Below are 13,904 nucleotides of genomic sequence, written 5' to 3'. Positions count from 1 at the left end.
CCTTTCTATTTTACCTCTTAGCGTTTGACACGCTGACCAAAGTATTGATACAAATCTACTTTTAAGGTCCCGTTATAGAGTTTTCGCTTTTTATCAGCTGGACTTCCGTACTTGCTTTCAAAAGCTTCGTCACTCGTCAGGATAAACTTACTCCACGTTTTCAGTGGTGCAAAGACTTGTCCCATCTCAGCATAGAGCTTGGTAACTCCTGCATCATCAGACAAGCGTTCCCCATATGGTGGATTGGAAATGATAACGCCATTAATCTTATCTGTGCGTAAGTCCTGTACCCGCATTTGCTTAAAGGTGATATCACCTGCGACGCCTGCTGCTTGAGCATTTGCCTTGGCAATCTCCACCATGCGAGCATCAATATCACAGCCCATAATGTCCAGCTCAAGTTCACGATCAATTTTCTTAGCCGCCTCTGTGCGAACTTCTTGGATTAACCGATCGCTGACCCAGTTCCATTCCTCAAAAGCAAAGGAACGGCGAAGGCCTGGTGCCATTTTTCTGGCAATCATAGCCGCCTCGATACAGAACGTTCCTGACCCACAGGTCGGATCAATCAAGGGCTTGTCTGGATACCAGTTAGAGAGTTGTAAAATGGCCGCTGCCATATTTTCCTTGATTGGCGCCCCACCCTTTTCCGTACGATAACCACGTTTAAAAAGGCTAGATCCTGTCGTGTCAATCATGACAGTTGCCACATCTTTCAGGATAGATACCTCAATCTTAAACTCGGGACCAGTCTCCATCAAGGGAACTCCTTCTGGACGGGCATAGTGTTTTTGTAATTTCTTCACAACAGCCTTCTTAGAAATAGCCTGAACACTGGGCTCGTTGTGGAGTTTAGACTTAACACATTTTGCCTTTGATATCGGGAAACGTGCTCCTAGCGGGAGATAGTTTTCCCAATCTAGAGCAAAAACACCTTGAAAAAGCTCTTCAAAAGTCTTAGCTGGAAAACTTCCGACTACAATCTTGATGCGATCCGCTGCACGAAGCCAAAGATTGGTCTCAATGATTGCCTTCACATCTCCTTGGAAGCGGACACGCCCATTTTCAACCTGGCAATCATAACCAAGGTCTCGCACCTCACGTCCAACGACAGCCTCAAGACCCGCCGCAGCAGTTGCGATTAAATTAAATTGTTCTTTCATTTCTAGTCTTGCAAGACCTTTCTCTTGTTCACTTTAAAAAATGAGGTTGAGAAAGATTTCTCAGCCCCAACCTATATGCAATTTTCTATAAGCCATGTTTTGTTCCAGAAGTGACTAGGACCACTTCCTTCGATAATCATCTGTCTACCGCTAACAGCATAAATCTGCTAGCAGTCAGAGTACTACGTTCGTTTCCGTGCACTCCATGCCCCGACCAAAATTTGGGTTGCTAGCTTGAGGGGTTTACCGCGTTCCACTCTCTCTGTTTCCAGAAAGACTCCGTCACTGTGGCACTTTCAAGCCTATTCTGACCTATCCGAAGACTTAGCCATTTCGACTGCCGTAACGATTTCTCGTCCCTAGGCTTATGGATTCGCCTAGCACAAACACTACAGGCATCACAGCCTGTGCTAGCATGGACTTTCCTCATGAAAAGAGATCCTCTTCACGCGATTATCCAAAAATTGCACTCATTCCTTAGTCAATTATAAATCTTGGTTGTCTAAGATTTGCTTACCAAATACTTCTTTTTCGAGACGATTTAAGCGTTTCAAAATATCAAAATTTGTCATTGAAGTAGAAGCCGTTACTTCAATAGAGTCTGGTTGAGTTGGCGCTACCTGTGGTTTATGAGATAATTCTTCCTTCAAATCAGCAATCTCTTGACGAAGGGATTTGACCAAAGCTGCGTAGGTTTCATAATCCTTAATCACATCGTCTAGGAATTCATCGACCTCTGCTTTGCTATATCCACGTACTTCACGTCCAAATTCTTGTTCAAAAATATCTTTCGCTGAAAATATAATACTTGCCATGTCTCTCTCCATTCTGGGTTACTAGTATTATTATATAAAAAAAGACAAGTAAAAATCAAGGTCAAAGGCTTACTTTTCAGAAAAATTTTCTACTATTTCATTCAAGTCCTCAAATGTTAATCTTCTTGTAACATAGTCCGCTTGATTTTTCATCATTTGGTAAAAATATCGTAACTTGGTTTCGTTTTCTTCGTCGTAAAAAAGATAACAAGTATCTGTATTTTCCAGCAAAAATTTCTGATAATCACGTAATTGTCCCTTGTGCTCATATTGTGGATAGGCGTATTTGACAAAATCAACCTGCTTGAACTCACTCAATTTCGCTTGATTTGCTTCATTCCAGTTACTGCCATGGGTTTCAAAATCAAAAATGGTCGCCAGTTGAAATCCATAGTCTGCTTTCATGTCTTTCGCCACCTGAAGCGCCCAGTACTCAAAGCCCAAAGTCCCTGTAAAGACAAGCCAAGTCACCCCATCCTCTGCTAGACGTTCCAGGTCTCTCCGAATGGCTGTTTTGATAATATCAACGCGAATATCCTTGTCATTAAAGAGACCAAGGTCCAAGGCTGAATAGCCTAAAATCAAGGCTGATGTCATTTTTAACCCTTTCTTTGTAAATTTATGATATAATAGAGTGATGTTATTGTACCAATAAGGAGAATTATGGTCAACTATCCACATAAAATTTCATCTCAAAAGAGACAAGCCCCCCTGTCACAAACTAAAAATTTCGCAAATCGGGGAATGTCTTTTGAAAAGATGATCAATGCTACGAACGACTACTATTTGTCGCATGGGTTAGCTGTTATTCACAAGAAACCGACTCCCATCCAAATCGTACGTGTCGACTATCCCCAACGAAGTCGAGCCAAGATCGTTGAAGCCTACTTTAGACAAGCTTCAACTACTGACTATTCAGGGGTTTATGATGGATACTACATCGACTTTGAAGCAAAGGAAACCAGGCAAAAACATGCGATACCGATGAAGAATTTTCATCTCCATCAGATCCAGCATATGGAACAAGTCCTTGCCCAGCAAGGAATCTGCTTTGTACTCCTTCACTTTTCTTCTCAGCAAGAAACCTACTTATTGCCGGCTATTGACCTCATCCGTTTCTATCATCAAGATAAGGGACAGAAGTCAATGCCACTTGGATATATTCGAGAAAATGGATATAGGATTGAGCCTGGGGCCTTTCCTCAAATTCCCTACCTCGATATTATCAAAGAACATTTACTAGGTGGTAAAACAAGATGAACAAACAAACTTTTCTGCGAATAGCTAAGTATGTCAGCATCAGTCTCTTAACTGTATTTATCGCAGCTGTAATGCTTGGTGGAGGTCTCTTCCTCTACTATGTTAGCAAGGCTCCAGAACTCTCTGAAAGTAAACTAGTCGCTACAACGTCAAGTAAAATCTATGATAGCAATGACGAGCTTATCGCTGATCTTGGTTCGGAACGTCGGGTCAATGCCCAAGCAAATGAAATACCGACCGATTTGGTCAACGCTATTGTTTCGATTGAGGACCATCGCTTCTTTAATCACCGAGGAATCGACACGATCCGTATCCTAGGTGCTACCCTCCGAAACCTTCGTGGTGGTGGAGGTCTGCAAGGAGCTTCCACCTTGACGCAGCAGTTAATCAAGTTAACCTATTTCTCTACGTCAACTTCTGATCAAACCCTTTCTCGTAAGGCCCAGGAAGCTTGGTTAGCCGTTCAGCTAGAACAAAAAGCGACTAAACAAGAGATCTTGACCTACTACATCAACAAGGTTTACATGTCAAACGGGAATTACGGAATGCAGACAGCTGCCCAAAGTTACTATGGCAAGGATCTCAAAGATTTAAGCATTCCTCAATTAGCTCTCCTTGCTGGTATGCCTCAGGCTCCAAACCAGTATGATCCATACTCGCATCCAGAAGCCGCTCAAGAACGTCGTAATCTCGTCCTCTCTGAGATGAAGGGGCAAGGTTACATTTCAGCTGAGCAATATGAAAAAGCGATTAATACTCCGATTACAGATGGACTTCAAAGTCTAAAATCGGCTAATAGTTATCCTCCATACATGGACAACTATCTCAAAGAGGTAATCGATCAAGTCGAACAAGAAACAGGCTACAACCTCTTAACGACTGGTATGGATGTCTACACCAACGTTGATCCTAAAGTTCAACAACATCTCTGGGATATCTACAATACCGACGAGTATGTCAACTATCCAGATGATGAAATGCAAGTAGCTTCAACGATTGTGGACGTAACAAACGGGAAAGTCATTGCTCAGTTAGGTTCTCGTCACCAATCAAGCAATGTTTCCTTCGGAATCAACCAAGCTGTTGAAACCAACCGTGACTGGGGTTCTACCATGAAGCCTATCACAGACTATGCTCCTGCCTTGGAGTATGACATCTACGACTCAACTGCTTCGATTGTACATGATGTTCCATACAACTATCCTGGAACAGATACCCCTGTTTACAACTGGGATAGAAGTTATTTTGGAAATATCACCATCCAATATGCGCTCCAACAATCACGGAACGTTACTGCTGTAGAAACCTTGAACAAAGTTGGTTTGGATAGAGCCAAGACCTTCCTAAATGGAATCGGTATTGACTATCCAGATATGCACTATGCCAACGCGATTTCAAGTAATACGACTGAGTCAAACAAAAAGTACGGAGCAAGTAGTGAGAAAATGGCTGCTGCTTACGCTGCTTTTGCTAACGGTGGTATCTACCATAAACCAATGTATATCAACAAAATCGTCTTTAGCGATGGTAGCTCAAAAGAATACGCTGATCCTGGTACTCGTGCCATGAAAGAGACGACCGCCTATATGATGACAGAAATGATGAAGACTGTCTTGGCATACGGAACTGGTCGTGGCGCTTATCTTCCTTGGCTACCTCAAGCTGGTAAGACTGGTACATCAAACTATACAGACGAAGAAATTGAAAACTACATCAAAAATACTGGTTATGTAGCTCCAGATGAAATGTTTGTTGGTTATACTCGCAAATATTCAATGGCTGTATGGACAGGTTACTCAAACCGCCTTACTCCTATCGTTGGTGATGGCTTCTATGTTGCTGCTAAGGTCTACCGTTCAATGATGACTTATCTGTCTGAGGATAACAACCCTGGCGACTGGACTATGCCAGAAGGCCTCTATCGAAGTGGTGAGTTCGTCTTTAAAAACGGTGCTCGTTCTGCATGGATTGCTCCTGCTCCGCAACAGGCACCAACGCCTGAAAGTTCGAGCTCGACATCAGAAAGTTCAACTTCACAGTCAAGCTCAACTACTCCAAGCACGAATAATAGTGCAAACAATAATACCAATAACCAGCAACCAAATACAACGCCTGGTCAACAAAACCAGAACCAAAATCAGAATCCTCAACCAGCACAACCATAACATTTATCACCCGGATTTTTCTGGGTGATTTTTTCATAGCACTATTGCATTTATGTGCTTAACAAAAGCCTGAGAAGATATCTTCTCAGGCTTTTTCTGTACTATAAACCTCATTGGGAAAGATAGGAAACGGATTTCGTAATCTTGTTAAGAGGTTTTACTAAATACTAGTCTTTCTTTGTTTTTGCTACAAAGAGAGCAGATAGGGCTAGGCTAACACCTGCTAGGAAGAGGGCTGTGTCAGATTGACTCTCACCTGTTGCTGGCAAGCTTTGTTCAGCTGTTTCTCGCTTCGTCACTTCTTGTTTTAGTTCCGGTGCCGGTGCCTTACCTTCATCTGAAGCAAGTGAGCTAAGTTTAAACTCAGGTTTCTCTATCATTGGAGCAGCTTGGTCACCTACTGTTGCTAGCGGGCCTGTGTATTCTGGCAATTCATGCACTAGAGCCATCACTGCATTGACACCGCCCTTGAACTCAGGTTTCTCTACTGTTGGAGCAGCTTGGTCGCCTACTGTTGCTACTGGCCCTGTGTATTCTGGCAATTCATGCACTAGAGCCATCACTGCATTGACACCACCCTTGAACTCAGGTTTCTCTACTGTTGGAGCAACTTGGTCGCCTACTGTCGCTACTGGGCCTGTATACTCTGTAAGTTCATGTACTAGGGCTTCAACTGCATTGACACCACCTGTGAATTCAGGAACCTCAAGAACAGGTGCTGGTTCTTCACCCTTGCTTGATTGAACCGGTTCTTCTGTTAATTCTTGATGGAAGCTTGCCAATTCATAAAACTCAGCCTTGCCACCTTCCCAGACTAATTTGACGTCTAGAAGAGAGCCGCCATTTCGGATAGCGAAAGTTTGGAGACTAGATGTAATGGCACCGAGGTCTGTCCAACTGTCTTGACCATCCTTGAGTGTTCTAGCAAGAACACGTGCTTTCGCTCCTTCAGGAAGACTGGAAACAAGACGAAGGTGGTTAGCATTAGTCGGCTCAGACAAGTGATAAACCAACTCGCCCTTGTCTTTTTCAGACTTGTAGCTGGTCAAGACTTTGCCGTCTACAAGATTATTATAAAGGTTGCCTTGGCTTTCTCCACTACTTCCTTCTACTGTTGGATCATTGATTGGTTTGACAAATTCACCATCGTTGATGACCAATTCTGTAAATCCTACAAAACGGGCATCATAGTCTGCTGTATAGAGGACACGGAGATAGTTGGCTTTGACTGGTGTCGTCAATTCGCCCTCGATATAGCGATTTCCTGGCATCTTAGAATCATGTGTCCAACCATCTGTCAATGAATCATCGTGTGTGCTATTGGCCACACCATCTCCTACTGTAACGACATCAGTCCAAGTTTTACCATCTTGGCTGACTTGAATCTTACCATCACGAAGATAGTTTTGTGTTCCGTCTTGGATATAGGCTCTAATCTTCTTGATAGTGCGTTCGCTACCAAGTTTCAAGGTTACGTGGCCATCTTTATGGGCATAGTCTGAAAACTCAACGAAGTTATTGTAAACACCGTCAAATAGTTGATCTAGGTTGTTTAGTTTACGAACATCATTGCTTCCGTATGTTGGATGAATGCCCATAGTTGTAGATTCTAGTTTGGTTGGTTGCACTTCTTTGGTTGTCACAAGGAGAGAAGTGGCTGTCACAGCTTGTTCCTGATCTGTTTTATTGACCAGACGCACATAACGTACCAAGTGGCTCACTACAGATCTGTCTGTCAACTGGCTAGCTGGCATCCATTCTTGAGCATTTGCAGAGTACTCAAGGCTAAGAGCTGGGTTGGCTTGGCCTTGGAGCTGGATGCTCTTGACCTGATGGATACGGTCAAGTTTCATACCTAGATAGCTATTTGCAGGGAGTTTGGTTCCAACTGGAATTTGAAGTTCGTAACTGCCTAAGCTATCCACTACTGGTGTTTCCTTCAAGGCGTCGATGTTGGTGTCTGTTAACTCACTGTTTCCAGAGCGTGTCTCAACAGAGAAGTCTTGGATACGCCACCAGAGGTCGAGTGCCTTGGTATTGCGGACTCGGATGTAACGAGCATTGATAGCTCTGGTCACTTCCTTGGTTTGTTCTCCTGATAGGCGATCCAACTCTTGCCATGCAGTTCCATCTGTAGAGTACTCAAGTACACCTGCAGCAAGCTTATCACCCGTTCCTTGGCGAAGTCGTACTTTAGTGACTGACTTGACTTCACCGAGGTCCAGTTGTGCCCAGGCATCTACTGGAGTTGTATTGCTTCCATCAGCATTTGCCATCATGGCTTCTGTATTGTCCTTGCCATCAGTGATTTGACGGGCTGAGGTATTTAGTTTATAAACTAGATTTGAGCTTAGACTAACTGTCGTTGCTTGTTGGCTCCGAGCTTTTTCAACTGGACGGTTGACTGCAATTTCCTGAACTGCAAACCAAGTGTTCTCGCGGTCTGCTGTCGCAATCATGCGAACTGCCTTGGCCTTGATGTTGAGATTCTCAAACTTAAGCAGGGATTCATTTCCGACATAGCTTGGCTCTTTCAAGGTTACCCAGTTGTCATTTTCATCTAGATACTGCACTTCTGCCTTACTAAAGGTATCACGTGGATTTGCCTGCGTTCCCATAGCAAAGGTCAAGGTTTGAATCGCTACTGGTTTGTTGAACTTCATACCAATATAATCACCTGTCTTGATGCTATTTGGTGATTTAATAATCGCATGAGTTGCCAAATCGCCATCCGTTACTTCTGCCAAGCCACCCTCTACACCTGTTCGATTGGTAATAAAGGTACTGATGATTTGGTCTGGATGCAAGACTTTTTGAACTTCAGACGCTAGAACTTCTTTCAAGGATAGGATAAATGGACGAATATGTTGAACACCCAATTCAGCTTTTTCCATATGGTCTACATAATGGAAGGTGTGAGTTTGAGACTGTTCGTACAATTTCAAACCTTTATAGTAGCTATCCCAAAGTTTGGCTGCATCGTTTGTATCCATGGCTTCAGTTCCTGTAAGGAAGGCATCGAGAGCATTCATTTGATCGATTGCATTATCCAACCAATAGTGGATTTGGGCAACCATTTTTTTATCGCCTGATGCTTTATAGAGTTCGGCTGCTTCTTTAATCTTGGCAAATTCTGCACGCAAGGCTGCACGTTCCGCAGTCACATCCTGACCTGCTTTGAGCTTGGTCATAAAGTATGTTAATTTTGGAGCCAAGTCTACCGATTCTTCTAGTTTGACGACACGATTATCCATGTTTTGGTTGATCATGTGCTTGCCAAGTTCACGGAAGGCTGCTGATACCTTGCTATCTTCAAAATGACCATTTTCTACAAAGTTGAAGGCAATATCATTGATTTTCTTAGCTTCTTCTTCTGATTTCCACTGTTTCCATGAGTATTGAGCTCCTGAAAAGAGGGCAATCTTAGATGGTTCAGACTGTTGCATTGGGTTCAACATGATACCAGATAGCAAGCTAGGATCCACATTGGGATGAAGGAATTTCTCACCACCACCTAGAATCAAGTGCTGTTTAGAGTTATCTGTTACAGGCCAGTTAATCCAAAGTGAAACTGGGCGATAGGTCTTTCCACCTGCGGATAGATTGTTCTTGAGAGTTGAAAGGAAGCTTTCAGAGACTTCGCCCCAAATCTTACCACCCGTCAAGGTCATGGATGTTGAACTCGGGAGATTTTCATTGAGGGATTTCAACTCATCCTCACGTCCATTACCCCAATACTGTCCAGGAACAAAGATCATTTCTTTGCGAAGACCACTGTAAGTTCCCTGCATCTCAGTCAACCACTTGGTCATATCTTGCATCAAGCGGTTGTAGCTATTGTAGCCTCCGACTGGGCTTGGAGCATCATCTGCAAGGATACCAAATTCGCGGACACCCACTTTCATCAACTGGGTAAATTTAGCCTTGATGGTTGCCAAATCTTCTTGGTAATGCGCTTCATTGCCAAAGCGGATGCGGTTGTTCATGAATGGATGGATAGTCCAGACATAGCGGGTTTTACTTTGATTTCCGACACGAGCAAGTTCACGGATTTCAGCTAATTTTTCTTCTGGATAGAGTTCACGCCATTTCTTGTTGTGGTATGGATCATCTTTTGGTGCAAAGAAGTATTGGTTCAATTTCAAATCGCCACCATAACGCATGAGCTCTGCACGATCGGCATTAGACCATGGATTTCCATAGTAACCTTCGATGAAACCACGGTTCTTGAGCTCTGCGTAATCTTCTACTGTCACATTGCGAAGGACTGGTACTTGGCTTTCCTTGAGCATGTGTTTCAAGGTTGTCAAACCATAGAAGACTGCATCTGTGTCTTTTCCGACGATGGAAATCGAGTTATCCTTGATGCTCAAGACATAGGCGTCAATCTTGTCAAAGAGACCTGCTGAAACATTGGACAAGTTTTGCTCTGCTTGTGAACCTTGTCCATGCACTCCAAGATAGATATTGGTTGCGCCAACGATTGCCGCCTTACCAGTTGTATAAGATACTTGATTGTCCTGCAAAACACTCTTCAAGCGATTGCGAGTATAGATATCGAGTTGATCGCCCATGACCAGATTGACTTGCTTGCGAAGAGCTGTGACACCTTCTCCATAAGTCACTTTTTGTGGAGTTGGGAAGACCTTGTACTCTTTCTTGAGATAGTCTGCGCTCTTGCTGGCAGCTGCAATGCTGTCTTCGCTAGCTGGTTTACTTGCAGTAAATTGATCTGCCAATTCAACTGTTCCATCACCTGTTTGGTCTACATTTGGTTTTTCTGGTGTAGTTGGTTTTTCTGGTTGACTTGGTGCAGGCGTTTCTTGCTCTTCTTTCACAGGTTTTAATAGATGAACTTCGGCTGCACTTGCAAAACCACCAACGCCTTCCAATACTTTCAACTCAATCTTGTTGGTATGCACCGCCGCAAAGTTGACTGTTTTTTCTTGGGCGTTGTTGTCCCAGTTTCCTTCTGAAACCTTGACCATTTGGCCATCTTTTTGTGCGTAGATTTCGTAGCGCGTCACGACACCATTTCCACCACCTGGACGTGGGAGATAAGTCAAGCCATTGACTTTTTCTGCTTCTTTCAAGGTCATAGTAAGGGTGTATGGCGCAGTGTCACCAGTCCACTTAGTATGCCAGAAGGTATTTGGATCATTGTCAAAGGCCTTTTCAACAGCGCCTTCAGTCGCGTTTCCTGGAAGTTGCTGACTGCTTGCCGTTGCAGTAATCTTATCATTTGAAATCAAACGAGGATTTACAAATGGTTTGTCTGACAACTCTGCACTATGCAAGATCCCTTTGAAACCACCGATGCTTTCAAGCGGTAGTACCAAGCTATTGTGGGCAAAGCGAGGGTGGGCTGGATTTGCAATACGCTCAATCTTTTCACCATCCACATAGACTTCTGTAGATTGTGGTTTGGTTACGATAGAGATTTGATAACGTTTGTTCTTTTCAAGTTTTTTATTGAATTGGATATGGAACTGTTCAAATTGATAAGCAAGGTAGCCGTCTTTATCAGCTAGATAGATACGGTTGTCCCCACTTGTTGAGAAGGTTTGTTCCCCGTCTCCAGTGACAGTTACATCAAACTTCAAGACATGACTTGGACCAACATCACCAGCCAAGCCTTCGATACTGCTATCTTTCTCAAAAGCCAATCCCTGTTCGCTTGCCTTCACTTTCTTGCTTGCATAGTTCTTGACTGTTTCAGGATTGATGGTAAACAAGTCGCTTTGATCAATCTCTTTATCAGGATTTGACTGCGGCGCATAAGGACTGGTTGGTAGGGTGCGTTCTGCAAAGGTCGCAGCTGCACGATCGGATCCCCAGGTGCGTTCCGCAGTAGTTTGCATGCTCTTGAAGAAGCGTTTAAAGATATCATAAGAGGTCAAACCTGTCTCATGAAGGTCAATATTGTCATTCCAAACTGCGTGACCACCACCAAGGATACTTGGATGAGAAGCTGGTAGAAGTGGACCTCCACCTGTTCTAAAATCATTTGGTGTCCAGCTATTGTACTGACGTTCGTAGTTAGCATAGTCCCCGTAGGCTGCTTGACTATTGCTTCCACTTGGAACACTATAGGTCGGTACATCCGTGATGTTGATAATCTTAGCTCCCTGAGCAATGGCTTCATTTGGTCGTTGCCATCCGATACTCCAGATATCAACCTCTACTCCGTTCCAATCAACAGGAGTGTTTCCACGTTTCGCACTGAGTGAGCCCCAGATACGAGGGGTGTAACCTTTAGACTTGATATATTGGGTCAAATCATTGACATAGCGACGGTAACTTTCTCTGCTGCCATAGTATTCATCCGTTCCGATATGAACAGTGGACACGCCATGAAGCGGTGCATCTGGACCATCGAGGAGTTTGTCATAAACTGATTTGACAAAAGCTAGCGTTTCATCATATTTATTATCTAGGTCCAGCATGGCAACACGTTCAACATTGTGTTTGCCAGCATAATCACTCAAACTACCTTGATACATGAGGTCTGGGCGGACTTTGACAAAGGACAAGGCGTGACCTGGTGTGTCAATTTCTGGCACTAGATTGATATGTAAGGCCTTGGCAAGTTTAATCAGATTTTGCATTTCTTCCTTGGTATAATGCTCATCTGATGTCAATTTTTGACCATTCTTACCGACAATGTCTGTCTCCACACGGAAACCAGTCTTGGCATGTTCAAGTACATACTTGAGTTCTTCTTCTTTAGAAAGATTCTTACCTGCCAAGTGTTCCTTGAGGAAGATATAGTTATCGTTGAGGTGCAACTGCAAGTCGTTCATCTTGTAGTAAGCCATGTTGAGCATGATGTCCACAAGGGTGTCGTAAGGGATAAATTTACGACCTGTATCCAACATAAAGCCACGGTGGCTGAAACTTGGGAAATCACGAATTTCGCCATTTTGTAGGTCTGTTTCTCCCATTTGAAGAAGAGTCCGAGTGGCGTAGAAGGCTCCTGTGTTTGTGGCAGCTTCGATGGTAATCACATCATTTTGGATAGTGATGCCATACCCTTCTTTACCATAACCCTTGTTTTCAACCTTTTTAAATTCAATTCGTTTTTGAGCTTGCTTGTCACCTGTTGCTAGTTCCAATCCACGGCTGGCAAGGTCTGACTGATAGAAGGTTGCAGCCTGATCAAAGCCAGAATCACCCGTCGCAAGAACTGTATCTGAAGTGATAGCAGATTGGCCTTCTTTCCCATACCATTGTTGAACAGCTGGTGCTACTTTTGGCTTCATACCCACACCTTCGTCCTGATGTAGCCCCTTGATGACTACTTCAAACTCTTTTGTAAAGGTATGACTGTCTCTGATTTGTTGCACCATGACCTTGACGCGTTGGTCTGTCAAAGGCTTATAGATGTGATTTTGAAGGTCAATCACACCTTGCTTGTTGCTTCCGATAAGGCTAACTTTCCCTGGCAAAGTTGGTAAGACAAGAGACTGTCCGTCTTCTGCTACTGTTAGTTCGGTTACTTGGCGGATATCCGTTACCCTACTATGGTCCGGAACGTTTGAATAAGCTCGAATTTCTTGGATACCAACGTTTCTCCAGTTCATTGTTCCCGCTTGGTAATCATTGACCTCAAGTTTGAGATATTTAGCTTGAATACTTTCAGCTAGGTCAACTTTCTCATCTAAAACAGGTTCTCCAGTTTTGGTATGAGCTAGTTTCCATTGTTTTTCTCCATTAGCCCCCACATCTTCTTGGCCTGCGTAATAGAGACTCCAAGATTTGATATTTGGATCATTTTGCCCATTACGAAGACGACGATCCCAGTCTATTTCCACATGTTTGATGAGGGTAGTTTTTGGAAGAGTTAATTCAAAAGTTGGTTTTACTGCATCTCTATCTGTAGCCCAACGAGTATTGTCATCTCCGTCGATAGCCTTATCCGCAGTAAAGTTGGTACCAGTCTCATGGTTGTTTGCTTGGGCAGTAGCACCTTCGAGATGATTGATATCCTCTCTATCTTCGATTGTCTTTTCAGCTGGTTTTACTGCTGGTGTAGTAGTTTCCGCAGGTCGATTTTCTGCCTTTGGTGTTTCAACCGGTTTCGGCGTTTCAACTGGCTTGGGACTTGCAGGACTTGTCTCTGGTTTTGTCTCTTCACTTGCTGCAGGATTGGTTCCCTCATCAGTCGCTGGAGTTTCTTCATGACTTGCTTCTGTTGCAGCTTCTGCATCCGCCTTTTTAAGCGCATCGGCTAAATCATCGGGTAACTTATCCAGTGCTTCAACATGGGTGATGCTTCCCTCTGTTTCTGAAGGAGCTGCTGTTTCTGCTGCCTGAACCATATTGGCGCCAAAGATACTAGCACCAATCATCACGGAGGCTGCACCGATTGCAAATTTTCTTATACTATAGTGACAGCGTTTCTCAAAAAAATGTCTATCCATCTTTCTCCTATTCCTTTCATCCGCATACCTGAGTAAGCGGTATCATTTCTCCTTTGAAAAAGGAGAGAACCAAGAGGT

Annotated in this window: 6 protein-coding genes and 1 other RNA gene; 2 read left to right on the top strand and 5 right to left on the bottom strand. The window is 43.6% G+C overall.

Annotation, left to right across the window (positions count from 1 at the left end; genetic code table 11):
- Positions 1-17: 17 nt before the first annotated feature.
- The 4 genes from M1F63_RS01965 to M1F63_RS01950 form a co-directional block, all read right to left on the bottom strand.
- On the bottom strand, positions 18-1,163 hold the full coding sequence (locus M1F63_RS01965; RefSeq protein ID WP_247940592.1) for a THUMP domain-containing class I SAM-dependent RNA methyltransferase: 1,146 nt from the start codon (positions 1,161-1,163) through the stop codon (positions 18-20).
- Positions 1,164-1,246: 83 nt separating this feature from the next.
- Positions 1,247-1,628, bottom strand: an RNA gene (gene rnpB, locus M1F63_RS01960) — RNase P RNA component class B.
- A 20-nt stretch (positions 1,629-1,648) separates the two neighbouring features.
- The gene (gene gpsB / locus M1F63_RS01955; RefSeq protein ID WP_000146523.1) at positions 1,649-1,978 is read right to left on the bottom strand and encodes a cell division regulator GpsB; all 330 of its coding nucleotides are present in this window, start codon (positions 1,976-1,978) and stop codon (positions 1,649-1,651) included.
- 69 nt (positions 1,979-2,047) lie between these two features.
- Positions 2,048-2,575 (bottom strand): SLOG family protein, encoded by a 528-nt coding sequence (locus M1F63_RS01950; RefSeq protein WP_000199583.1) that lies wholly within the window; start codon positions 2,573-2,575, stop codon positions 2,048-2,050.
- Between the two features lie 66 nt (positions 2,576-2,641).
- Here M1F63_RS01950 and recU point away from each other — a divergent pair, with 66 nt between their 5' ends.
- Both recU and pbp1a read left to right on the top strand, forming a co-directional pair.
- On the top strand, positions 2,642-3,238 hold the full coding sequence (gene recU, locus M1F63_RS01945) for a Holliday junction resolvase RecU (RefSeq protein WP_000248756.1): 597 nt from the start codon (positions 2,642-2,644) through the stop codon (positions 3,236-3,238).
- Complete coding sequence (gene pbp1a, locus M1F63_RS01940) at positions 3,235-5,403, top strand: penicillin-binding protein PBP1A (protein WP_049501545.1); 2,169 nt, start codon at positions 3,235-3,237, stop codon at positions 5,401-5,403. Before recU ends, pbp1a begins: the two co-directional genes overlap by 4 nt.
- A gap of 167 nt (positions 5,404-5,570) precedes the next feature.
- Here the strand turns inward: pbp1a and M1F63_RS01935 are convergent, their stop codons facing one another.
- Positions 5,571-13,826 carry an SIALI-17 repeat-containing surface protein gene (locus M1F63_RS01935; protein ID WP_247940591.1) on the bottom strand — a complete coding sequence of 2,752 codons (8,256 nt, stop codon included), beginning with the start codon at positions 13,824-13,826 and terminating at the stop codon, positions 5,571-5,573.
- Positions 13,827-13,904 lie beyond the last annotated feature (78 nt).

Source organism: Streptococcus oralis, assembly GCF_023109155.1.
Taxonomy (GTDB): Bacteria; Bacillota; Bacilli; order Lactobacillales; family Streptococcaceae; genus Streptococcus; species Streptococcus oralis_BZ.
The sequence above is the reverse complement of the archived record's forward strand: the minus strand, read 5'-3'. Positions and strand labels throughout refer to the sequence as shown.